Source organism: Streptomyces sp. NPDC002935 (assembly GCF_040611295.1).
GTDB lineage: Bacteria > Actinomycetota > Actinomycetes > Streptomycetales > Streptomycetaceae > Streptomyces.
In genome coordinates this window covers 102,955-124,911 of record NZ_JBEXNW010000022.1, presented here as the reverse complement: position 1 = coordinate 124,911, position 21,957 = coordinate 102,955, and the positions used below count along the sequence as shown (strand labels likewise).

At 70.8% G+C, this 21,957-nt stretch carries 22 protein-coding genes; 14 read left to right on the top strand and 8 right to left on the bottom strand.

What is annotated here, in order from left to right; genetic code table 11:
* The first annotated feature begins 28 nt into the window (after positions 1–28).
* Genes ABZX90_RS27590 through ccsB form a run of 4 tightly spaced genes read left to right on the top strand, consistent with a single transcriptional unit; the run spans position 29 to position 4,388 of the window.
* Positions 29–652: a TlpA disulfide reductase family protein gene (locus ABZX90_RS27590; protein WP_351124377.1), complete on the top strand. Its 624-nt coding sequence runs from the start codon at positions 29–31 to the stop codon at positions 650–652.
* Between the two features lie 50 nt (positions 653–702).
* Entirely contained in the window at positions 703–1,440 is a 738-nt protein-coding gene (locus ABZX90_RS27585) for a cytochrome c biogenesis protein CcdA (RefSeq protein ID WP_355209146.1), read from the top strand.
* A gap of 3 nt (positions 1,441–1,443) precedes the next feature.
* The gene (locus ABZX90_RS27580; protein WP_355209094.1) at positions 1,444–3,270 is read left to right on the top strand and encodes a cytochrome c biogenesis protein ResB; all 1,827 of its coding nucleotides are present in this window, start codon (positions 1,444–1,446) and stop codon (positions 3,268–3,270) included.
* Entirely contained in the window at positions 3,267–4,388 is a 1,122-nt protein-coding gene (gene ccsB / locus ABZX90_RS27575; RefSeq protein ID WP_351124383.1) for a c-type cytochrome biogenesis protein CcsB, read from the top strand. The genes ABZX90_RS27580 and ccsB overlap by 4 nt, the downstream gene beginning before the upstream one ends.
* Positions 4,389–4,461: 73 nt before the next feature.
* On the opposite strand, the gene ABZX90_RS27570 is transcribed toward ccsB, so the two are convergent.
* From ABZX90_RS27570 to ABZX90_RS27550, 5 genes are all read right to left on the bottom strand, one after another.
* Positions 4,462–6,006 carry an ABC transporter substrate-binding protein gene (locus tag ABZX90_RS27570; RefSeq protein ID WP_355209091.1) on the bottom strand — a complete coding sequence of 515 codons (1,545 nt, stop codon included), beginning with the start codon at positions 6,004–6,006 and terminating at the stop codon, positions 4,462–4,464.
* Positions 6,006–8,126: a hypothetical protein gene (locus ABZX90_RS27565; RefSeq protein WP_351124389.1), complete on the bottom strand. Its 2,121-nt coding sequence runs from the start codon at positions 8,124–8,126 to the stop codon at positions 6,006–6,008. Before ABZX90_RS27565 ends, ABZX90_RS27570 begins: the two co-directional genes overlap by 1 nt.
* A gap of 132 nt (positions 8,127–8,258) precedes the next feature.
* Entirely contained in the window at positions 8,259–9,269 is a 1,011-nt protein-coding gene (locus ABZX90_RS27560; protein WP_355209087.1) for a 2-oxoglutarate and iron-dependent oxygenase domain-containing protein, read from the bottom strand.
* Positions 9,262–9,720, bottom strand: coding sequence for a nucleoside deaminase (locus ABZX90_RS27555; protein ID WP_355209084.1), 459 nt, complete (start codon positions 9,718–9,720; stop codon positions 9,262–9,264). Before ABZX90_RS27555 ends, ABZX90_RS27560 begins: the two co-directional genes overlap by 8 nt.
* Before the next feature lie 376 nt (positions 9,721–10,096).
* Entirely contained in the window at positions 10,097–11,089 is a 993-nt protein-coding gene (locus tag ABZX90_RS27550; RefSeq protein WP_355209081.1) for a zinc-binding dehydrogenase, read from the bottom strand.
* Positions 11,090–11,242: 153 nt separating this feature from the next.
* Here ABZX90_RS27550 and ABZX90_RS27545 point away from each other — a divergent pair, with 153 nt between their 5' ends.
* A complete protein-coding gene (locus ABZX90_RS27545) occupies positions 11,243–11,578 on the top strand; it encodes an ArsR family transcriptional regulator (protein ID WP_351124401.1) in 336 nt (111 codons plus the stop codon).
* Between the two features lie 136 nt (positions 11,579–11,714).
* Positions 11,715–12,746 carry a DMT family transporter gene (locus tag ABZX90_RS27540; RefSeq protein WP_355209078.1) on the top strand — a complete coding sequence of 344 codons (1,032 nt, stop codon included), beginning with the start codon at positions 11,715–11,717 and terminating at the stop codon, positions 12,744–12,746.
* Here the strand turns inward: ABZX90_RS27540 and ABZX90_RS27535 are convergent.
* Positions 12,631–13,536 (bottom strand): LysR family transcriptional regulator, encoded by a 906-nt coding sequence (locus tag ABZX90_RS27535; RefSeq protein WP_351124407.1) that lies wholly within the window; start codon positions 13,534–13,536, stop codon positions 12,631–12,633. The genes ABZX90_RS27540 and ABZX90_RS27535 overlap by 116 nt on opposite strands.
* A 1-nt stretch (position 13,537) precedes the next feature.
* The gene (locus tag ABZX90_RS27530) at positions 13,538–13,936 is read right to left on the bottom strand and encodes a PLD nuclease N-terminal domain-containing protein (protein WP_355209075.1); all 399 of its coding nucleotides are present in this window, start codon (positions 13,934–13,936) and stop codon (positions 13,538–13,540) included.
* A gap of 89 nt (positions 13,937–14,025) precedes the next feature.
* On the opposite strand from ABZX90_RS27530, the gene ABZX90_RS27525 reads away from it, so the two are divergent.
* From ABZX90_RS27525 to ABZX90_RS27490, 8 genes are all read left to right on the top strand, one after another.
* The gene (locus tag ABZX90_RS27525) at positions 14,026–15,477 is read left to right on the top strand and encodes a menaquinone biosynthesis decarboxylase (RefSeq protein ID WP_355209072.1); all 1,452 of its coding nucleotides are present in this window, start codon (positions 14,026–14,028) and stop codon (positions 15,475–15,477) included.
* Positions 15,474–16,376 (top strand): menaquinone biosynthesis prenyltransferase MqnP, encoded by a 903-nt coding sequence (gene mqnP / locus ABZX90_RS27520; protein WP_355209069.1) that lies wholly within the window; start codon positions 15,474–15,476, stop codon positions 16,374–16,376. The genes ABZX90_RS27525 and mqnP overlap by 4 nt, the downstream gene beginning before the upstream one ends.
* Before the next feature lie 31 nt (positions 16,377–16,407).
* A complete protein-coding gene (locus tag ABZX90_RS27515; RefSeq protein WP_355209066.1) occupies positions 16,408–17,097 on the top strand; it encodes a UbiX family flavin prenyltransferase in 690 nt (229 codons plus the stop codon).
* 120 nt (positions 17,098–17,217) lie between these two features.
* Positions 17,218–17,673 (top strand): Lrp/AsnC family transcriptional regulator, encoded by a 456-nt coding sequence (locus tag ABZX90_RS27510; protein ID WP_351124421.1) that lies wholly within the window; start codon positions 17,218–17,220, stop codon positions 17,671–17,673.
* Between the two features lie 83 nt (positions 17,674–17,756).
* Entirely contained in the window at positions 17,757–18,920 is a 1,164-nt protein-coding gene (gene mqnE / locus ABZX90_RS27505) for an aminofutalosine synthase MqnE (protein ID WP_355209062.1), read from the top strand.
* A gap of 1 nt (position 18,921) precedes the next feature.
* Entirely contained in the window at positions 18,922–19,455 is a 534-nt protein-coding gene (locus ABZX90_RS27500; RefSeq protein ID WP_351124425.1) for a GNAT family N-acetyltransferase, read from the top strand.
* Between the two features lie 83 nt (positions 19,456–19,538).
* A complete protein-coding gene (locus ABZX90_RS27495; RefSeq protein ID WP_351124427.1) occupies positions 19,539–19,844 on the top strand; it encodes a DUF4229 domain-containing protein in 306 nt (101 codons plus the stop codon).
* A gap of 48 nt (positions 19,845–19,892) precedes the next feature.
* On the top strand, positions 19,893–20,567 hold the full coding sequence (locus ABZX90_RS27490; protein ID WP_351124430.1) for a TetR/AcrR family transcriptional regulator: 675 nt from the start codon (positions 19,893–19,895) through the stop codon (positions 20,565–20,567).
* Between the two features lie 51 nt (positions 20,568–20,618).
* Here ABZX90_RS27490 and ABZX90_RS27485 read toward each other — a convergent pair whose 3' ends face one another.
* Positions 20,619–21,911 carry a DUF6716 putative glycosyltransferase gene (locus tag ABZX90_RS27485; RefSeq protein ID WP_355209057.1) on the bottom strand — a complete coding sequence of 431 codons (1,293 nt, stop codon included), beginning with the start codon at positions 21,909–21,911 and terminating at the stop codon, positions 20,619–20,621.
* Positions 21,912–21,957: the final 46 nt, after the last annotated feature.

Sequence of the window (21,957 nt, the reverse complement as noted above, 5' to 3'; positions counted from 1 at the left end):
CCCGAAACGGGCATGCGAAACTTTTCACATGAGTGCCGCCTGCCGCGCAGACCAGCGCCCGAACCGCACCCGTGGCCGTGCCGCCCTGTACGCCGCCGGGGCCGCCGTCGCCGCGCTCCTGCTGTCCGCGTGCGGCTCGGGCGGCACCAACGGGGGCGGAGGCGACAGCAACTTCGTCGCCGGCAAGGACGGCATCTCCACCGTCGCCAAGGGGTCCCGGGCCGACGCCCCCGACCTCTCCGGCAAGACCGTCGACGGCGAGCAGCTCGACGTCGCGGACTTCAAGGGCAAGGTCGTCGTCCTCAACGTGTGGGGCTCCTGGTGCCCGCCGTGCCGCGCCGAGGCGCCGAACTTCGTCAAGGTCGCCAAGGAGACCGCCGCGCAGGGCGTGCAGTTCGTGGGTATCAACACCCGTGACCCCAGCACCGCTCCGGCGAAGGCCTTCGAGAAGGAGAAGGGGGTCACGTACCCCAGCCTGTACGACCCGACGGGCAAGCTGATGCTCCGCTTCAAGAAGGGCACGCTCAACCCGCAGACGATCCCGTCCACGCTCATCATCGACCGGGACGGGAAGATCGCGGCCCGCACGCTGCAGGCGCTCAGTGAAGAGAAGCTGCACGAGATGCTCGACCCCATCGTCGCGGAGAAGTGACCGGCGTGTCCCTTCTGCTCTCGTCCACGCAGCTCGCCGCCTCGACCGACATGAACACCACGGTCTACAGCGGTGCCCTGCTGCTCGCGCTGCCGATCGCCGTGCTCGGCGGGCTCGTCTCCTTCTTCTCGCCGTGCGTCCTGCCGCTCGTACCCGGCTATCTGTCGTACGTCACCGGAGTCAGCGGCACGGATCTGGCGGAGGCCAGACGGGGGCGGATGGTCGCGGGGGCCAGTCTGTTCGTGCTCGGCTTCACCGCCGTGTTCGTCTCCGGCGGGGCGCTGTTCGGCTACTTCGGATCGACGCTGCACGAGTACAACGGCATCCTCAGCAAGATCCTCGGCGCGCTGATGATCGTGATGGGTGTGTTCTTCATGGGGCTGATGCCCTGGCTCACCCAGCGCGAGTTCCGCTTCCACCGGCGGCCGGTGACAGGGCTCGCGGGTGCACCGATACTGGGTGCGCTCTTCGGCATCGGCTGGACGCCGTGCCTGGGGCCGACACTCACCTCCGTCACCGTGCTCTCCATGGACCAGGCGAGCGCCGGGCGCGGGGCCATACTGACCGTCGCGTACTGCCTCGGCCTGGGAGTGCCCTTCGTCCTCGCTGCGGTCGCCTTCCGCAAGGCGCTCGGCGCGTTCGGCTGGGTGAAGCGGCACTACAGCTGGGTGATGCGGATCGGCGGCGGAATGATGATCGTGACCGGCCTGCTGCTGCTGACCGGTGCGTGGGACGGCATCGTGCAGCAGATGCAGACCTGGTCCGACGGCTTCACGGTAGGGATCTGACCCATGAGCACCACTGACACCGGCCGGACGACGGACCCCGGCGGCGCCGGGGAGCCGGCCGGCCAGGACGCGCGGGCCTCCCAGGAGGCCCGGGACGCGCGGGAGATCGGCGAGGCCGGCTCGCAGCTGTCCACCGCGCCCGTGGAGACGGCGATGCCCGGCTCGTTCGGCGGCGCGAGGACACCCGGCGCCACGGGATGGATCGCCTGGACCGCCCGCGAGGTCATCGGCTGGGCCCGCTGGTTCTGGCGCCAGCTGACCTCGATGCGGGTCGCGCTGATCCTGCTCTTCCTGCTGTCGCTCGGCGCCATCCCCGGATCGCTCATCCCGCAGTCCAACCAGGACGCGGCGAAGGTGCAGGAGTTCAAGGCCGCGCACAGCCTGCTCGGTCCGCTCTACGACCGGCTCGGCCTGTTCCACGTGTACAGCTCGGTGTGGTTCTCCGCGATCTACATCCTGCTGTTCATCTCCCTCATCGGCTGCATCGTGCCCCGCACCTGGCAGTTCGTCGGGCAGCTGCGCGGCCGTCCGCCGGGCGCCCCCAAGCGGCTGTCCCGGCTGCCCGCGTACGCGACCTGGCGCACGGAGGCGGAGCCCGAGCAGGTGCGCGAGATCGCGCTCAAGGTGCTCAAGCAGCGGCGGTTCCGGGCGCACATCGAGAAGGACGCCGTCGCCGCGGAGAAGGGCTATCTGCGCGAGACCGGCAACCTGCTCTTCCACATCGCGCTGATCGTCATGCTCGTCGCCTTCGCCTGGGGCCAGCTCTTCAAGTCCGAGGGCAACAAGCTGATCGTCGAGGGCGACGGCTTCTCCAACACGCTGCTGTCCTACGACGACTTCAAGTCCGGCAACCTCTTCAGCACCGACGACCTCACGCCCTTCAGCTTCAACCTGAAGGAGTTCACCGGCACCTACGAGCGGACCGGCCCCAACAAGGGCACGCCCCGCACCTACCAGGCGGCCGTCACCTACAGCGTGGGCGCCTACGGCAAGGACCGGAAGACCGTCGTCAAGGTCAACGAGCCGCTGGTGATCGGCGACTCGAAGGTCTACCTCACCGCCCACGGCTACGCGCCCGTCGTGACGGTCCGCGACGGCAAGGGCAACGTCGTCTACCACGACGCCGTGCCCCTGCTGCCGCTCGACTCCAACGTCACCTCGCAGGGCGCCATCAAGGTCATGGACGGCTACAAGAACGCGCAGGGCACGACCGAACAGCTCGGCTTCTCCGCCTTCTTCGTGCCGACCTTCGCCGGGGCGGGCAAGGGCGACATGTTCTCCCAGTTCCCCTCGCTGGACTACCCCGTGCTCGCGCTGAGCGGCTTCCACGGCAGCCTGGGGGTCGACGCGGGCCTCCCGCAGAACGTGTACCAGCTCGAGACCTCCCACATGAAGCAGTTCAAGGACGCGAAGGGCGCGATCGTCAAGTCGCGGCTGCTGCCCGGCGAGACCATGAAGCTGCCGGACGGCGCCGGTTCGATCACCTTCGACAAGGACATCAAGGAGTGGGCGAACTTCCAGGTCACCCAGCAGCCCGGCAGTGACTGGGCGCTGGCCGGAGCGTTCACCGCGATCTTCGGCCTCGCCGGATCGCTGTTCATCCAGCGCCGCCGCGTCTGGGTGCGGGCGACCACCGGCGCCGACGGTGTCACCGTCGTCGAGATGGCCGGGCTCGGCCGCAGCGAGTCGGCGAAGCTTCCCGAGGAGCTCGGCGACCTGGCCGCGCTCGTGCACGAACAGGCACCCACCAAGCCCGACGAAGACGCGGCACCCACCGACGCCGACGCCGAACCCCCCGTATCCGCCGCCGAAGGGGCTGAGAAGCAGTGACGCTCGCCACCGCCCACGACCTGGGCGCCGTGACCGATCTGGCCACCGCGACCAACGAACACCTCGCCAACATCAGCAACACGCTGATCTACTCCGCGATGGCCGTCTACACCCTGGCCTTCTTCGCCTACATCGCCGAGTGGCTCTTCGGCAGCCGCAGCAAGGTCGCCCGCACCGCCAACGCGCTCACCGCGAACGGCGCGAACACAGCCAAGGCGGCTCCCGAGGTCACCGTGCAGAAGGCCGGCGGCACCGCCGTACTGGAGCGGCCGAAGGTCGTCACCCGGTCCGCGGTGGGCGCGCGGGACGTGCCCGACGGGCCCGGAGCGCACGGCGGGGACGAACAGGGCGACCTCTACGGACGTATCGCCGTGTCCCTCAGTGTGCTCGCGTGGGCCGTCGAGGCGGCCGGCGTCGTCGCCCGCGCCCTGTCGGTGCGGCGGGCGCCGTGGGGCAACATGTACGAGTTCAACATCACCTTCTCCACCGTCGCCGTCGGGGTCTTCCTCGTCCTGCTCGCGCTGAAGAAGAACGTCCGCTGGCTCGGCCTCCCCCTGGTCACCACGGTCCTCCTCGATCTCGGTCTCGCCGTCACTGTCTTGTACACCGCGAGCGACCAATTGGTTCCCGCGCTGCACTCGTACTGGCTGTACATCCACGTCTCCACCGCGATCCTGTGCGGCGCCGTCTTCTACGTGGGCGCCGTCGGCACGCTGCTCTACCTCTTCAAGGACTCCTACGAGAACAAGCTCGTGAACGGCGGAAAGCCCGGCCGGTTCGCCACCTCCGTCATGGAGCGGCTGCCCGCCTCGTCCTCGCTCGACAAGTTCTCCTACCGCGTGAACGCCGCCGTCTTCCCGCTGTGGACGTTCACGATCATCGCGGGCGCCATCTGGGCGGGCGACGCCTGGGGCCGCTACTGGGGCTGGGACCCCAAGGAGACCTGGGCGTTCATCACGTGGGTCGCGTACGCCTGCTACCTGCACGCGCGGGCCACGGCCGGCTGGAAGGGCCGCAAGGCCGCCTACATCGCCCTGATCGCCTTCGGCTGCTGGCTGTTCAACTACTACGGCGTCAACATCTTCGTCAGCGGCAAGCACTCCTACGCGGGCGTCTGACCCGCCCGGACGCGAGACGGCCGGCCCCGGTGACCTGTGGTCACGGAGGCCGGCCTTCGTCGTACCGGCGGGATCAGGACGGCGGCAGGCACTCCGCCGCCGGGGGTCTGCCCTCCGGCCAGGCGATCCGCACGAAGCGGGCACGGCTTTCGTGGGTCAGTTCCACGATCGGCACGGCCTTGTCGTAGGGATTCCCGTGGGCGTCCAGGCAGATCCACCCGCTCGCCCCGTTCACCCGCAGCTGTTTGCCCTTCACCTGCGGCCACTGGAGGCCGACGTCCGCGAGCGCGGGGATCCGGCCGGTCGGGGACGCCCCGCGGATGCCGTGCACGGCGAGCCGCATGGCGTCGTACGCGATGATCAGCTGGCCGTCGTCGAGGGCGACCTTGCCGACCGGGCCGACCGGCGCCCGCACGGAGTCGGCCAGCAGCCGCTGGAGCACCTTCGCGTCGGCCGCGCTGCCGCCGGTCCGCACGCCGTCCTTCAGCCAGGCGTCCGGATGGGCGAGCGCCGTGTAGCGCACGGTCAGCAGCGGGTCCTTGAGGGCGGCCGGGTCGAGGTCCTTGTCGCCCGCGAGGTAGGAGCCCTCGTCGCCGGTGAGCACGGTGAAGCGGCGGTCGGAGCAGCCCCGGGCGCCCAACGCGTTGATGAACTGCCGCAGCTGGGTGTGCCGGCCCGCGAACAGGACGGTGCTCGTGCTCTTCGGCGTGTTGCACAGGATGTTGGCGATCTGCGCGAAGACGTTGGCGGTGCTGCCCTCCTTGCTCCGGTCGGCGGGCGGGGTGAACGGCTGGGCCTCGTAGCGCGCGCCCTTGAGCATCTTCTCGAACGACTTCTGGAGCGTGCGGGTGTACGGATCGCCGGTCCGGTCGTAGACCAGGAAGGCGTCGGCCGCCGACACCTTGGCGAAGGAGGCGAGGGCGCGGGCCTCGTCGGTGTTGGTGGGGGAGACACGCGCGAGCCCCGGGAAGGGGTCATTGCCGTTCTGCCCGTTGGCGAGGTCGTCGGCGGTGATCGAACTCCCTATCACCGGGATGCCCCGCCGGGTCAGCTCCTCGACCGCCTTCTTGTTGTTGTCGGTGCTCAACCCGACCCCGGTCACCGCCCGCAGCCGGTCAGGGCCCTTCGTCATCTCTTCCAGCTGGTCGACCGTGTGCCGCCAGGAGGCACCGGTGGCACCGGGGTTGGCGAGCACGAGCCGGATCTTCGGCTTCAGCCCCGTCGTGTCGTGGTTCGCCTGGTACTGCGCCAGATAGGCGCCCTGGAGCTCGTGGAGCACATCGCGCAGGTTGTCCGCGTCGGTCGCGGTGAAGGGTTCGAGCAGGGCCACGGTGACGTAACTGCCGGGCGCCAGACGGTGGTTCTCGCGGTTGATCGCCCGCACTGCGTCGGCGAACTGCGAACGCCCGAAGGCGTACGTCGTCGAGGAGACGCCCACACACTCGTCACTGTCCTCCGGCTGCACGACCCCGCGCGCGCACGAACGGTTCTCCTGCGTGACCGTCATGGCGCCCCACACGCCGAGGCCCACGAGGACGGCCGCGAGCGTCAGCGCGACATACCGGCGGAAACGAATCTCCCAGACGTCCTCGCGCAGCCACACCCATAAGCGCGCCATCACCGAGCCCCTTCCTCGTCGCCCGGGATGCGCAGCGGCCGGCCGGCCAGGGCGTCCGAGGGCCAGTCCCGCGAGGCCCGCCACAGCAGGGCGTTGCCCGCGGGCCGCAGGTTCGACAGCTGTTCCAGTTCGAAACGCAGCCGCTCGGTCACCCTCGGGTCAGGCAGCACCAGCGGATCGGTCAGCTGCCACACGGCGTGCAGCAACCGCCGTACCCGCAGGTGCAGTACGGAGTCCACGCCGTCCGGCGGCCGCTGCACCGCGTCCGTGTGGCCGAGGGCGACGGAGGCCCGGTGGTCATGGCCGTCGAAGTCCCGGCCGTCGTGATCGTGGGCGTGGTAGTACGGCGCGGAGGCGATGAAGACCAGCGAGGACAGCCAGCCGCGGGTGTCGGAGCGGGGGAAGGTGTCGCGCAGATGCGCCACCGCGAAGTCCGCCTTCCCTAGGGCGAGTTCGTGATGCAGCCGGTAGCGGGCGCTGTCCGGCGCGGCGGTCTCGCCCGCGTCCTGGTAGTGGTCGATGAGGGTGCGGTGCGCCGCCCGCCACTGCTCGTGGTCCCGGTCGCCGTGGTGCAGCCGCAGCAGGAGCAGCGCGCGCAGGAACGGGTCCCCGACGAACTGGCCGTCCGCTGTCGCCCAGCCCTCCGACGCGAGCCGTTCCTCCAGGTCGAGTACGCCCGACGCGCCGAAGTCCTCCGGCAGCCGGGACTCCGCGAGCGAGCACGCCGAGTCGCGGTCGTGGGCCGCGGCCAGCACGGTCAGTTCGTCGAGCTGACCGCCGGGAACGAGCCGTCCGAGGAGCTCCTGGTAGGCGGGGCGGCCGGCGTGGTCCTCGTGCAGGGCGACGTCGGCGGTCAGCAGCGTGCCCAGCGAGTCGGCGCCTTCGGGCAGGTGCTGCCGGGCAGAAGCGGCCAGCAGGGTGATGCCGAGCGGACTGCCGCCCGTCAACCGGTGGGTGGCGTGCGGGAGTTGGGATGGCACGACGGCCGGTCCGGCGGAGACGGTGCCGAGGCCGCCGGACGCGGTGTCCATGATGTGCAGGGTGTCGTCGGGGGTCAGCGGCGGCAGCGAGACGAGCAGCGCCCGCGAGGACGGCGAGGTGCCGGGCCGCCAGCCGGTCTCCCGGGCCGCCTCGGACAGCGCGATCCGGCCCGCGTTGCGCAGCGCCGGATGCGTGTAGCCCCGTAGCGCGGCGAAGAACACGGCCTGGTCCGTGATGCCGTCGGCGCGGTCGCGCAGCACCGGCTCCAGGAGCCCGAGGCCCCCGGGCTCCTGGACGTTGTCGATCAGCACGACCGGGCGCCCGCGCCGGTGCGAGCGCTGCACGACCCCCGCGTAGGCGTCGTCCAGGTCGGCCAGCAGTGCTCGCACGAGATGGCGTTCGGCGTGTCTGCGGGAGTCGCCGCCCGCCCGGAAGTGCCGGGAGAGCAGGATCAGCGCGAGCTTGGGGCTGCCGCCCGCGTTCGGATAGTCCCGGTACCAGGTGGCGGCCCGGCGCAGCCGGCGGTGGGCCGGGGCGACGCCCTCCGTGAACGCCTCCAGGGTCGCCTCGATGATCGGCTCCACCACCGGACCCGTCCCGCTCATCGACGCGACGAGCTTGGAGATCACCTTGCTCACCCAGCGCCCCGCGAACCCCGACAGCCATGAGTCGGTCTCGTTGAGCAGCAGGATCCGCTCCGCCTCCTGCCGGACGCGCGGCACGTCGCGGTTGCTCCAGCCGCCCGCCGCCACGGCCAGCAGCCCGGACGACAGCCGCGGAAAACCGATCCTCCCGGCGCCCTTCACCGGTTCGGCGAGCTGTTCGGCGGCCGTGGTGAGGGCCTGCCCGACCGGCGACCAGGACTCCGCGGGACGGTCGGGGGGAGGTGCGGCGAACTGCCGGTCCTCGCCGTCGATCAGCGCGACCGGTGTGTGCCCGCGATAGGCGTCGCGCAGTTCCAGGAGCACGGCGGTCTTGCCCAGTCCCCGGCCGCCCGAGAACACCACGAAGGGCGGTTCCCCGGGGTGTTCGTACGGCGTGGCGCGGAGCTGGTACGGACGCAGACCGACCAGTCGTGACGCGAGTCCGGGCGGATCGGTGTCGAACAGCGCCCCCCTGCCGTGCAGCCCTGTGTGCACCGCATCTCCCCCTGGTCCGCGGTCCGGTCCCGATGTGCTGCTGTGAGGTGTATCAACAACAGTTTAAGAAGGGGGAGTTGGTTCGGGATAGGGCGCCTGGTGTCCGTTCAGTTACGAAAATGGTCCACCCGCTCAACCGATAGTGATCGAATCGAGCTTCTGGCGCAGGTAGACATGAGAGTCGACGGGTTCGTACGCGACGCGGCCCACGGGGGCGGGCACCGACTCGACCAGCGTCCCCGGTGTGCATTCGCCGAAATACACGAGTGAGATGAGCTCCTCGGCGGGCGCGTCGGCCGGCGGCGGCAGCACCCTGTGCCGTCCCGAGCGCCATCGGTCGCCGGTCCAACGGGCCATGAGGTCACCGATGTTGATGGTGAACGCCGCCGGGTCGAAGGGCGCGTCCTCCCAGCCGCCCTCGTCCGTGAACACCTGGAGCCCGCCCTTGCCGGCCTGCCGGTCGAGGATGGTGACCGTGCCGAAGTCGGTGTGCGGCCCGATACGGAACTGGCCCGGCTGCGGCGCGCCGACGACCTCGGTCCCCGGGTACCAGTTGATGTTGAAGCCGTACGTCGGGTGCTCCATGTGGCGGGTGAAGAAGTCCGGTTCGAGGCCGAGCGCCTCGCCGAGCAGCGCCAGGAGATGGTTCTCCAGCTCGCCCATCGCGGCCAGGTACTCCTCGCAGAGCTCGCGCAGCTCCGGGGCCTCGGCGGGCCAGACGTTCGGCGCGTACCACTCCGCGTTGGTCGCGGGGTCCTCGAACGGCTCGTGCGTCGCGAACGTCAGGGACTCCTTGAGGTCCGGCGGGGTCTCGGTGCCCTCCGAGTAGCCGTTGGCCTCGGCGCCCGGCCCGAGCCAGCCGCGCCCGCCGACCCGGGCCGCGTACGGCTCCTTCGTGTCGACGGGCAGCGCGAAGAAGGCACGGGCGGTCTCCCGCAGGCGGCGGCGCAGCTCCGGGTCCACGCCGTGACCGGTGACGAGCAGGAAGCCGGCCGTCCGGAGGGCGTCGTCGACGGTACGGGCGATGGCGGCGCGGGCCCCGGGGTCCCCGGAGAGCCAGGGGCGGAGGTCGATGGTGGGGACGCGGGTCGGCGCCGGGTGCGCGGACCCGGCGGTGCGGGCCGACTGCTGGGGGTCACTCACCGATGTCCTCGTTCCACAGAGCCGGGTTGTCCTCGATGAACTCGCGCATCAGTGCCGTGCACGCGGGATCGTCGAGCAGCACGATCTGTACGCCGTGCTCGGCGAGCCAGTCGTGGCCGCCGTGGAAGGTGGCCGCCTCGCCGACGACGACGCGGGAGATGCCGAACTGCCGGACCAGACCGCTGCAGTACCAGCACGGCGACAAGGTCGTCACCATGGTCGTACCGCGATACGACCGCTGTCGTCCCGCGTCGCGAAAGGCGGCCGTCTCGGCGTGTGCGGAGGGGTCGCCGTCCTGGACGCGGCGGTTGTGGCCGCGGCCGAGGAGGGTGCCGTCCGCGCCGTACAGCGCCGCCCCGATGGGGATACCGCCCTCGGCGAGCCCGGCGCGGGCCTCCGCCAGGGCGGTGGCGAGCCACGCGCGGGCCTGGGCCTGATCGATGCGCTCCATGAGTCCACTCTCCTGCGGGACTCCACCCTCGTGGGGCCGGAACGCGGAGGAAACGCGTGGAAGCACCCTCCCGGCGCGACGGGCCGGCCCGGCGGGCGGTCAGTGGTGGTGGGCGCGCCTGTACTGCCGGGCCAGTGCGTGGAAGGCCTCCTTTGGCTCCCAGCGCACGCCGGAGGCCGGGTCGCCGGGGCGGTCCGGTCCTTCGTCCTGGACCCAGTCTGGAAAACGGCCGGCCGCTCCGGCGTCCGCCGATGGTCTACGGACGGGTGTCGAAGGGATGAATCCGTGCGCGACTCGGGAGGACTTCCGTCAGGGGTCGTCCGGGGGCGTCAGCCGCTCTCCGGCCTGCGGGCCGGGATGAAGGCCGGGGGGACCGTCACGGCCGCGACCGGTCCGAAGTCGCCACCCGCAGCAGCAACTTGCCCGTGCTCGACCGCGACCCCATCAGCGCGTGTGCCTCCGCGGCCGCCTCCAGGCCGAACTCCGCCGTCACCGGCAGGGTCACGGTGCCGTCGGCCACCGCCTGGAACGCGCGCGAGGCGATGACGCGGAGGGCGGCCGGGGCCGTTCCGGCCAGGCCGAGGATCGAGAACCCGCCGACCGTCAGGCCGGTGGGGTTGAGCTCCGGCTGGCCCACCGTCCAGGGCTCCGCCGAACTCGCGTTGCCGAAGGAGACCAGGCGGCCGAAGGTCGCGAGGGAGGCGAGGCTTCCCCGGAAGGTCTCGCCGCCCACCGGGTCCAGGGCCAGGTCCACCCCGCGCCCGGCGGTCGCCGCGCGGACCTCGTCCGTGAAGGAACCCACGAACACCTGGTCGTAGCCGTGGGCGAGGGCGTACTCGGCCTTCGGCGCGGCGGACACGACGCCGTACACCGCGCCGGCCCCGGCCGCTCGCGCGAGTTGGCCCAGCACCGTGCCGACGCCGCCCGCCGCGCTCTGGACGAGCACCGTCTCGCCGGGCTGGATCCGGCCCACGGTGTGCAGGAGCCCGTAGGCCGTGGGCAGGACGGTGGGGAGGGTGGCGCCGGTGCGCAGACCGACACCGTCGGGCAGCGGGAAGACCGTCACGGCGGCGGCCACGGTGACGTCCGCGTACGCCCCGCCCTCCGTCAGCGCCGCGACCTCCTGGCCGACGCGCAGGTCCGTGACGTCCGGGCCGACCGCCCGGATCCGGCCCGAGACCTCGAGCCCCGGTACGTACGGGAGGCGCGGTACGCGGTAGCCCTCCGACCTCGCCTTGAGATCGGCGAAGTTCACGCCCGTGTAGGCCACGTCGATGCTCACCTGCCCGGGGCCCGGCTCGGGGACCTCCGCCTCCACGACCCGCAGGACCTCGGGACCGCCGTACTCCTGGAACTCGACCGCACGCATGGCTCACTCCTGGCTGGTGCTCGGCTGGACAGCCGACGGCGCGCGCGGACGGATCGCCGCCCGGACTGTTCAATGAAAAGCGAACACTCGGGAGTGTATGGTTTTCATCGAACACTCGGCAAGCGGATCACGGAATCACCAGGGGAGGCCGGCGTGGCGGAGCGGACCAGTCATCGGGCGGCGCCCGAGCACACCCACCCCGACGAGGTCCCCGTACAGACCGCGTTCGCCGCCCTCGCCGACCCCGTACGGATCCAGCTCGTCAGAGAGCTGGCGGGGTCCGCCGAGTGGACCCGCAGCTGCGGCAGTTTCGACGTGCCCGTCGGCAAGGCGGCCCTCAGCCATCACTTCGCCGTACTGCGCGGCGCCGGTCTCGTCGAACAGCGCGACGAAGGCCCCAAGCGGGTCAACCGGCTGCGCCGGCCGGAGTTCGACGCCCGCTTCCCGGGCCTCCTCGCGCTCGTCCTGCGCGAGGAACCGCCCCGCTAGGACAGGTCCTAGAGTCGGCCCCCGCGCGCCGCTCCCGGCCCGTCGGCCGCCGGGCATCGGCGGTGCCGATGGGGCCATCGGCAGGACGCCCCACTGGCCCATGGCCCGGCCCAGGGCCCGCGCCTACCTTCGGGCCATGACCTCCGCCACCGCAGTCGAGAACAAGGGCACCGCCCAGCTGACCGCCGCCATGATGCTCTCCGGGACCCTCGGCGTCTTCGTCGTCGAGTCCGGGGCCTCGCCCTTCAACGTCGTCTTCTTCCGCGTCCTGTTCGGGGCGCTCGCCCTCGGCGGCTACGCGCTGTCCCGGGGATACTTCCGCGGCCACGGCTTCACCCCGCGCACCCTCGGACTCGCCGCGCTCGGCGGGGTGTTCATCGTCTTCAACTGGGTCCTGCTCTTCCAGTCGTACGAGAACACCTCGATCTCCGTGGCGACCGTCGTCTACCACACCCAGCCGTTCTACGTGGTGCTGCTGGGCGCCCTGCTCTTCCGCGAACGGCTCACCGCCTCCAAGGTCGGCTGGATCGCCCTGGCCTTCGCCGGTCTGATCCTCGTCTCGGGCGTCTCCCCGGCCGACTTCGCGAACGGCGGCTCGTACCTCACCGGCGTCGGCCAGGCCCTCCTCGCCGCGCTCCTCTACGGGCTGTCCACCCTGGTCACCAAGCGCATCACCGGCGTACGGCCCCACCTCATCGCGCTCGTCCAGGTCCTCGTCGGCATCCCGCTGCTGCTCCCCTTCGCCGACTTCGGCGCGATGCGCGGGACCGGCGCGGACTGGGGCTGGCTGGTCGGGCTCGGAGTCGTCCACACGGGGCTGATGTACGTCCTGATGTACGCCGCGTACGCCAAGCTCCCGACCGCGAAGATCGCCGTGCTCGCCTTCACCTACCCGGCCGTCGCGATGCTCATGGACTGGGCGGTGTACGGCCACCACATCGGCCTCGTCCAGACCCTCGGCGTCCCGCTGATCGTGACCGCCAGCCTGAAGGTCACGCTCCCCAGGACCGCCGGGACCGCCGGGACCGCCGGGACCTCTCGGTTCGCCCGGATCACTCGGACCGGCCGGACTCCTCGGACACCAGTCGCCGCGCCCGCTCCACGAACAGCCGCGCATGAGCCGGAAGCCGCTTCCCGGCCCGCCACGCCAGTTGCGTCCGAAGCGTGAACGGCGGCTCCCAGTCCAGCCGTACGAGCGTGCCCCGCTCCAGCTCCGCGGCGACCGTCACCTCGGGCAGCAGCGCGATCCCGAGGCCGGCCGCCGCGGCCCGCTTGGTCGCCTCGATCGTGCCGAACTCCGTGAAGTCGACGGAGGAGCCGTCCGGGGCACGGGAGTTGAGCTCCCGCTCGAACAAATCCCGGTAGGCGCAGCCGGGTTCGGTGGCGAGCAGCGACCGGTCCACGAGTTCGGCGGTGGCCGGTGCCGTGCCGGCCAGCGGATCGCCGGGCGCGGCCACCAGCGCCAGCGGTTCCACCGCCAGCACCGCGACCTCCAGACCCGCGTGCTCGGTCTCCTCCTCCATCAGGAAGCCGACGTCGTACGTGCCCTGGCGCAGCGCCTGGCGGGTCTCGTCGCCGATGGTCGTGCGCAGCGACAGTCGCACCCGGGGATGACGGTGGTGGAAGAACTCGAGGAGCGGCAGCAGCCGGTACGACGTGAGGGACTCCATCGTGCCGACGGTGAGGGTGCCGGACGGCTCCTCGGCACCGACGACCGCGGCCCGCGCCTCGTCGGTCAGTTCGATGATCTGCCGGGCGTAGGGCACCAGGCGTTCGCCCGCCTCGGTCAGCCGGATCCTGCTGCCCAGCCGGTCGAAGAGTTCCGTACCGAGCGAGGACTCCAGGGCGCGGATCTGGCTGGTCACACTGGACTGCGCGTACGCCAGCTCGGTCGCGGCCCGGGTGAAGCTCAGCACGGTCGCGACCTTCTCGAAGGTCACCAGCAGGCGCAGTTCCACGTCAGGACTCTTCGTCGGACCTGGGCTGCTCCTCGCGCCGCTTCAGCTCCTCCTCGCGGCGCCGCAGGTCGGCCTCCCAGTCCTTCAGCAGTGACTCGTCCTTGCGGTTCTCCGCCTTGAGGGAGTTGAGGAACTCGGGGTTGTCGTCGGGGGCGACGAACTCCGTGCGGTGGTTGCGGTGCCATTCGGAGTGGGTGGCGCCGCCCGCGGGACCCCTGCGGTTGCGGCCCGCGACCAGCCAGGCGACGGGACCGACCAGCACCTCGCCGAAGAGCAGGATGATGATGACCCAGACCACCTTGGGCAGGCCCCTGACCTCCTCCTCCGGCGTGTTCAGGCAGTCGATGAAGGCGTAGATCCACAGCGCCAGGACCAGCAGGAACGGCAGATACCTGAGCATGGCCGAACATTCCCCCAGTGAGCGACGGCGGGGCGGCACGGGCCCCCCGGTGACGGGCACAGGGTAGCGGGTGGCCGATACTTGGACACATGGCTTACGACGATCTTCGCTCCCTGCTCAGGGCGCTGGAGCGCGAGGGAGACCTCAAGCGCATCAAGGCCGAGGTGGATCCGTACCTGGAGGTCGGGGAGATCGTCGACCGGGTGCAGAAGGCGGGCGGGCCCGCGCTGCTCTTCGAGAACGTGCGCGGGTCGGCGATGCCGCTCGCGATGAACGTCTTCGGCACCGACCGGCGCCTGCTGAAGGCCCTCGGGCTGAAGTCGTACGCGGAGATCTCCGAGAAGATCGGCGGACTGCTCAGGCCCGAACTGCCGCACGGCTTCGTGGGCGTGCGCGAGGCCTTCGGGAAACTCGGCGCGATGGCGCACGTACCGCCGAAGAAGGTGAAGGACGCGCCGGTGCAGGAGGTGGTGCTGCGCGGCGAGGACGTCGACCTCGACGCCCTGCCCGCCCTGTTCACCTGGCCCGACGACGGCGGCTCCTTCTTCAACCTCGGGCTCACCCACACCAAGGACCCCGAGTCCGGCATCCGCAATCTCGGGCTGTACCGCCTCCAGCGCCACGACAAGCGCACCATCGGCATGCACTGGCAGATCCACAAGGACAGCCGGAACCACTACCAGGTCGCGGCCCGCAGGGGCGAGCGGCTGCCGGTGGCGATCGCCTTCGGGTGCCCGCCCGCCGTGACGTACGCCTCCACCGCCCCGCTGCCCGGTGACATCGACGAGTACCTCTTCGCCGGGTTCCTCCAGGGCAAGCGGATCGAGATGGTCGACTGCAAGACCGTGCCGCTCCAGGTGCCCGCGAACGCCGAGGTCGTCATCGAGGGCTGGCTGGAGCCGGGCGAGACTCTGCCCGAGGGGCCGTTCGGCGACCACACCGGGTTCTACACCCCGCAGGAGCCGTTCCCGGCGCTGACCATCGACTGCGTGACGATGCGTAAGCGGCCGCTGCTCCAGTCCATCGTGGTGGGCCGGCCTCCGACGGAGGACGGGCCTCTCGGCCGGGCGACGGAGCGGTTCTTCCTGCCGCTGCTGAAGATCATCGTGCCGGACATCGTGGACTACCACCTGCCGGAGGCCGGCGGTTTCCACAACTGCGCGATCGTCGCGATCGACAAGAAGTACCCCAAGCACGCCCAGAAGGTGATGCACGCCATCTGGGGCGCGCACATGATGTCCCTGACGAAGCTCATCGTGGTCGTCGACTCCGACTGCGACGTCCACGATCTGCACGAGGTCGCCTGGCGCGCGCTCGGCAACACGGACTACGGACGTGACCTCACCGTCGTCGAAGGCCCGGTCGACCACCTCGACCACGCCTCCTACCAGCAGTTCTGGGGCGGCAAGGCGGGCATCGACGCGACGAAGAAGTGGCCCGAGGAGGGCTACACCCGGGACGGCGGCTGGCCCGAGATGGTGCTGTCCGACCCGGAGACGGCGGCGAAGGTCGACCGCCGTTGGAAGGAGTACGGGCTGTGAGTTCAGCTTCCGCGGCGCTTCCGCAGCCGGGCCGCACCAAGGCGTTCCTGCGCCTCGTCATGATCGAGCACTCGGTGTTCGCGCTCCCCTTCGCGTACATCGCGGCGCTGACGGCGATGTTCGCCTGGGACAAGAACATCCACTGGGGAAAGCTGCTCCTCGTCACCGTCGCGATGGTGGGCCTGCGCACCTTCGCCATGGCGGCGAACCGGATCATCGACCGCGAGATCGACGCCCGCAACCCCCGTACGGCCCATCGTGAACTGGTCACCGGCGCGATGAGCGTGAAGCACGCCTGGACGGGCGCGCTGGTCGCCCTGGTCGTCTTCCTCGCCGCCGCGGCCCTGCTCAACCCGCTGTGCCTGGCGCTGGCGCCCATCGCGGTCATCCCGATGGTCGTCTACCCCTACGGCAAGCGGTTCACGAACTTCCCGCAGGCCATCCTGGGTCTGGCCCAGGCGATGGGCCCGATCGGCGCCTGGATCGCCGTCACCGGCACCTGGTCCTGGGACGCCGTCGTCCTCGGTCTCGCGGTCGGCGTCTGGATCGGCGGCTTCGACCTGATCTACGCCTGCCAGGACGTCGAGACCGACCGCGAGATCGGCGTGATGTCGGTGCCGGCGCGCTTCGGCATCCCGGCCGCGATCTGGGGCGCGCGCGCCTGCCACGCGGTCACGACGGCGCTCTTCGTCTGGTACGGAGCGGCCACCGGCGCGGGCGCCTTCTTCTGGTTCGGCCTGGTGATCGTCGCCGGCGCGTTCCTCTACGAGCACTCCATCGTGAAGCCGCACGACCTGACCCGCCTGAACAGGGCGTTCTTCCAGGTCAACGGCTTCATCGGCATCGCCCTGTTCGTGTGCGCCCTGTTCGATCTGCTGGTGCGCGGGCTCACGGTCTGAACAAGGGCGGTGGCCGGATAGGCTCGACATCATGAAGCCAGGACAGACGCAGCGCCGGCCTTGGATCGTGGGGGTGTCCGGCGCGTCCGGTACGCCGTACGCGGCCGCAGTGCTGCGTTCGCTGCTGGAAGCGGGCGAGAGCGTCGACCTGGTCGTCAGCAGGGCCTCACGGCTCACGCTGCTCGACGAGACCGGCCTTCCGTTCCGGGACGCCCACTGGCGGCACGACCTGCGCGAATGGCTGGCGCGGGGTGCCGACGGCAAGCCCGGCACCTTCGCCGGCTTCGAGGAGCATCTCGACGGCGTACGGCACTGGAGCGCGGGCGACCTGGCGGCGGGGCCCTCGTCGGGCTCGTACCCCACCAAGGGGATGCTCATCGTGCCCGCGTCCACCGCCTGTGTGGCCGGGGTCGCCCTCGGCCTCTCCAAGGACCTGTTGCAGCGTGCCGCGAGCGTCACGCTCAAGGAGGGGCGGAGGCTGGTCGTCGCCGTGCGGGAGACCCCGCTGAACGGGCAGACGCTGCGCCACCTGGTCTCCCTGGACGACGCGGGCGCGATCGTGCTGCCCGCCTCGCCGGCGTTCTACGCGGGAGCCACGCACATCCAGGACCTGGTGGACTTCGTCGCCGGGCGGGTCCTCGACGCGGCGGGCGTCGAACACGAGCTGTACCGCCGGTGGAAGGGCGAACTCGGGAGCGGCTCCCGGGTCGACACCACCTGAGGCGCGCACGCGACGGGCCGGGCACCGTCAGGCAGTTCAGAACCTTTCAGACCTTCAGACCTTCAGACCTTCAGACATCTCAAGACCTCTCAGACCTTTTCAGTGGAAGGCTTCGATCGCATGGACGCGGTGGACAGGCAGCTCATCCAGGCCCTGAGGGAGAACGGCCGGGCCTCCTACGCGGAGCTGGGGCGCCTCGTCGGTCTGTCGGGACCCAGTGTCACCGACCGCATCAACCGGCTGGAGGCGGCCGGCGTCATCATCGGGTACCGCGCGACGGTCGACTCGGCCTCGCTCGGCCTCGGCGTCACCGCCCTGATCGGCATCTCGCTCTCCGACGCCGCCGACCACGAGGACGTGGCCCGGCGGCTGCGCGACCTCAGCGAGATCGAGGACTGCTGGTTCATCGCGGGCGACGACTCGTTCATGCTCAAGGTGCGGTCGAGCGACGTCGACGGACTGGAGAAGACCATCCGGCGGCTGTCGGGCACCAAGGGCGTCTCCCGGACCCGTACGACGATCGTGCTCTCCACGAAGTGGGAGAACCGGGTCGGAGAGCTGCCCGAAGAGGGCTAGACACGGAGCCCCTGGTGGGGGCCCTCCGCCGGAAAGGCGGGAGAGTACCGTTGGCACGGTTCGTCACAGGGAGAGGTAATCGCATGGATGTCGGGCTCAAGCGCGAGCTGGAGGACAAGGTCCGGGCCGGTGAGCGGCTCAGCCGCGAGGACGGCATCGCGCTGTACGAGTCGGACGACCTGGCCTGGCTCGGCGGGCTCGCGCACGAGGTGCGCACGCGGAAGAACGGCGACGTCGTCCACTTCAACGTCAACCGTCACCTCAACATGACGAACGTGTGCACCGCGTCCTGCGCGTACTGCTCGTTCCAGCGCAAGCCGGGCGAGAAGGACGCGTACACGATGCGCATCGAGGAGGCCGTCCGCCTCGCCAAGTCGATGGAGGGCGAGAACCTCACCGAGCTGCACATCGTCAACGGCCTGCACCCCAGCCTGCCGTGGCGCTACTACCCGCGCTCGCTCAGCGAGCTGAAGAAGGCTCTCCCGGACGTCTCGCTGAAGGCGTTCACGGCCACCGAGATCCACCACTTCGAGACGATCTCGGGGCTGTCCGCCTCGGAGATCCTCGACGAGCTGATCGAGGCCGGGCTGGAGTCGCTGACCGGCGGCGGCGCGGAGATCTTCGACTGGGAGGTCCGCCGGCACATCGTCGACCACCGCACCCACTGGGAGGACTGGTCGCGCATCCACCGTCTCGCGCACGAGAAGGGTCTCAAGACCCCGTGCACGATGCTGTACGGGCACATCGAGGAGCCCCGGCACCGGGTCGACCATGTGCTGCGGCTGCGTGAACTCCAGGACGAGACCGGCGGCTTCCAGGTCTTCATCCCGCTGCGCTACCAGCACGACTTCGTGGACATGAAGGACGGCAAGGTCAGGAACCGCCTCCAGGCGCGTACCCAGATGGCGACCGGCGCCGAGGCCCTGAAGACCTTCGCGGTCTCCCGGCTGCTCTTCGACAACGTGCCGCACGTCAAGGTCTTCTGGGTCATGCACGGTGTCCAGACCGCCCAGCTCGCGCTCCAGCACGGCGCCGACGACATGGACGGATCGGTCGTCGAGTACAAGATCACGCACGACGCCGACAACTACGGCACCCCGAACAAGCTGACCCGCGAGGACCTCCTCGACCTGATCCGCGACGCCGGCTTCCGCCCCGTCGAGCGCAACACGCGGTACGAGATCATCCGCGAGTACGACGGACCGGACCCGGCGCGGCGTGAGTCGCCGCAGCCGATGCGGGTCTGACGTGGGGCTGGTCTTCGAACTGGACCCGGCCGTCACTCCTGATCTCCGGGACGGTGTCGTCGCCCTCTGGGTGGACGTCTCGAACGCGGGCGGCTCCGTCGGCTTCGTGCCGCCGGTGACCGCCGGCGACGTACGCCCCGAACTCGTGAAGCACTTCGTCGCCATGACGGAGGGCCGCACCCGGCTCCTGGTCGGCCGCGACGAGGAGGGCGGCGTCGCCGCGACCGCCTTCCTCACGCTCAACACCCACCGGCTGATGAGGCACTGGGTCTGGCTGTACACCGTGATGGTGCACCCGCGGCACCAGGGCAAGGGGTACGGCCGGGACCTGCTCGCCGCCGTCGAGGACGCCGCGGGCCGCCTCGACGGCATCGACGCGATCCGGCTGACCTGCCGGGGCGGGGAGGGGCTCGAACGCTTCTACGCCTCCTGCGGCTACAAGGAGGTCGGGCGGGTGCCCGGCGCGATCCGTGTCGCGCCCGGCGACGAGCGGGACGACATCACGATGCTGCTGCCCCTCGCACTCCGCGACTGAGGACCCCCTGCAAGATCGCCCTCCCGTCGTGCTTCACTGGACGGGGCCCTTTGGGAACGTTCGGAACGGAAGAGTGGATTGAGATGCTCCGCTACACACTGATGCGCCTTGGGATCTTCGTAGGCTGCCTCGTGGTCGTCTGGGGCCTCGTCTACTCGGGCATCGCCCCGCGCGGCCTCGGCGACTCCAACTACATGTGGGTCGTCCTGCTGGCCCTGGTGATCTCCGCGCCGATCAGTTTCGTCGTCCTGCGGGGCGAGCGCGACCGCGCCTCGGCCCAGGTCGTCGCCCGCGTGGACCGCGCCAAGGCCAACCTGGAGCGCAACCGCAGCCAGGAGGACGCCGCCGTCGACGAGACCGCCCACGGCACCCCGAGCCAGGCCTCCTGACGCTCCGCCGCGTCCGGCCCGGCGGCGACCGATCGTACGCTTGGCCGCATGGGTGCTGTGAAGAACAAGCGGATGCCGCGTGCGGTACGCGAACAGCAGATGCTGGACGCGGCAGTACGGACCTTCGGGCAGCGCGGGTACCGGGCCGCGTCGATGGACGAGATCGCCGAACTGGCGGGCGTGTCCAAGCCGTTGGTGTATCTGTACCTGAACTCCAAGGAAGACCTGTTCACCGCGTGCATCCGGCGTGAGGCCAAGGCGCTCACCGCCGCCGTCCGCGCCGGTGTCCGGCACGGACTGCCCGCCGACCGGCAACTCTGGGAAGGGCTGCGGGCGTTCTTCACCCACACCGCCGAGAACCCGGACGGCTGGGCGGTCCTGCATCTCCAGGCCCGTACCCACGGTGAACCCTTCGCGGCCGAGGTCTTCGCGATGCGCGAGGAACTGGTGCAGTTCGTAACGCAGTTGATCGCCGTCGCCGCGCGGGAGGCGCACCGTGACCCGTCGCTGCCCGAGCGGGAGGTCGCTGGGCTCGCGGAGGCACTGGTCGGCGCGGCCGAGTCGCTGGCCGCGTGGGCGAACGCCACCCCGGGCGTCTCGGCCCGGCAGGCCGCCGCCACCCTGATGAACTTCGCCTGGGCGGGCCTCGGCACCCTCATGCGGGGCCGCCCGTGGTCCCCGCCGCCCCCGGCGATCCCGCCCCAGCCCGCCGCGGAGGTCTAGGAGGCGAGCGGGAGTGCGTGTGCGGTCGTACGGTGGCGAATGCCGGCGCGGTCAGGCCTGGCCCCAGCGGCGCAGTGCGGGGGCGACCCTCTCGCGGCCCACGCGGTAGAGGGACTTGGCGCCGCTGCGCGCCGCCCTGCGGACGACCGCCCGCAGCGGGCCCGCGCCGCCCCCGCCCGGCGCGAGGGCCAGCGGCCTGCCCTTCTCGTCGAAGCCGTTGCGCTCCAGGATGCCGCCGAGATACGCCCCCGCGCGCTGCGGCGAGTAGTACGGCCGCAGCGCGGGCAGCCGCCCCGCCGCGCCCAGCGCGGCGACACGGGCGCGGGCGGCGCCGTACGGATCGGTCTTGCCGATGCCCTGTCGTGCCGCCCACACCGGGTCGACGCGGGGCAGCGCGCCGCTGTCCAGGTCGTCCCAGGACGCGAGGCAGCCCGAGTGCACGAAGTAGTGGTTGCCGTGCGCCTCGCGGACCCCGAAGTCGGTGAGGATCGCGGTCGGCATGCCGCGGTGCATCGACTCCAGGGCGGCCGTCGAACTGACCGTCACCAACAGGTCGGTACGGTCCAGGACTTCGCCCATGTTGCCGTAGACCAGCCGCAGGTTGTCCGGGGCCGGCGCGGTCAGCTTCTCGATGAGCACCTGGTACGGATTGGCCTCGATGTGCGTGGTGTGTTCGCCGGGGAGACTGCGCAGTTTCATCAGCACCAGCCGGTCGGGATGCCGTCGCGCGTGGGCCGCCGCCCGCTCCAGCAGCTTCAGCCGGGACTCCCGGCCCTTGGGCACCGACGGCTGGACGGCGAAGGTGAGCGTGAAGGGCCGGTCCGTGGACGGCGTGTACGGCTCCCCGTCCAGGAAGGGCAGCGCGCACTCCACCACCGAGTCCGGATCGACGCCGACACTCGCGAAGGCGGAACGGAAACGGTCCGCGTCGTAAGCGCTGTTGGCGAGGACGACATCGGTGCCGGCCCGGGTCATCAGCCCGTCGACCATCTTCTCGTACACGACCCCGACGTACCCCGTGACCGTGACCGGCCGCCGCTCCCGCCCCTCCCAGGCGATCCCCAGGCTGTGGGTGAGCGCGAGTGTCGTCCCGCCCGCGGTGGCCAGGACGACCACGTCGGCCGCGGCGAGCTCCTCGTCGTCGACCAGTTCGGCCGCCGTGACCTCGCGCCGGGTGTCCGGCTCGATCCCGATCTCCGCCAGCTGGCGCTCCGTCGGGGTGGCCCGGGTGCTCAGGAAGACCGCGTCCAGGGCGTGTTCGGGAGCGATCCGCCGCGCGACGGACGCGCCCCACTTCCAGCGGGTGTCGGAGTCGGCGAGTACGGCGATGCGTCGTGCGGGCATGGTTCAGGGGCCCTTCCTGGCGGCGGTCCGGGGGAGTGGACCGAGG

Coding starts and splice junctions, on each gene's coding strand:
- ABZX90_RS27485 (WP_355209057.1), bottom strand. CDS start 21,911: ATGCCCGCACGACGCATCGCCGTACTCGCCGACTCCGACACCCGCTGG.
- ABZX90_RS27540 (WP_355209078.1), top strand. CDS start 11,715: ATGACCTCCGCCACCGCAGTCGAGAACAAGGGCACCGCCCAGCTGACC.
- ABZX90_RS27525 (WP_355209072.1), top strand. CDS start 14,026: ATGGCTTACGACGATCTTCGCTCCCTGCTCAGGGCGCTGGAGCGCGAG.
- ABZX90_RS27515 (WP_355209066.1), top strand. CDS start 16,408: ATGAAGCCAGGACAGACGCAGCGCCGGCCTTGGATCGTGGGGGTGTCC.
- ABZX90_RS27530 (WP_355209075.1), bottom strand. CDS start 13,936: ATGCTCAGGTATCTGCCGTTCCTGCTGGTCCTGGCGCTGTGGATCTAC.
- ABZX90_RS27550 (WP_355209081.1), bottom strand. CDS start 11,089: ATGCGTGCGGTCGAGTTCCAGGAGTACGGCGGTCCCGAGGTCCTGCGG.
- ABZX90_RS27510 (WP_351124421.1), top strand. CDS start 17,218: ATGGACGCGGTGGACAGGCAGCTCATCCAGGCCCTGAGGGAGAACGGC.
- ABZX90_RS27570 (WP_355209091.1), bottom strand. CDS start 6,006: ATGGCGCGCTTATGGGTGTGGCTGCGCGAGGACGTCTGGGAGATTCGT.
- mqnE (WP_355209062.1), top strand. CDS start 17,757: ATGGATGTCGGGCTCAAGCGCGAGCTGGAGGACAAGGTCCGGGCCGGT.
- ABZX90_RS27555 (WP_355209084.1), bottom strand. CDS start 9,720: ATGGAGCGCATCGATCAGGCCCAGGCCCGCGCGTGGCTCGCCACCGCC.
- ABZX90_RS27495 (WP_351124427.1), top strand. CDS start 19,539: ATGCTCCGCTACACACTGATGCGCCTTGGGATCTTCGTAGGCTGCCTC.
- ABZX90_RS27585 (WP_355209146.1), top strand. CDS start 703: ATGAACACCACGGTCTACAGCGGTGCCCTGCTGCTCGCGCTGCCGATC.
- ABZX90_RS27590 (WP_351124377.1), top strand. CDS start 29: ATGAGTGCCGCCTGCCGCGCAGACCAGCGCCCGAACCGCACCCGTGGC.
- ABZX90_RS27490 (WP_351124430.1), top strand. CDS start 19,893: ATGGGTGCTGTGAAGAACAAGCGGATGCCGCGTGCGGTACGCGAACAG.
- ABZX90_RS27580 (WP_355209094.1), top strand. CDS start 1,444: ATGAGCACCACTGACACCGGCCGGACGACGGACCCCGGCGGCGCCGGG.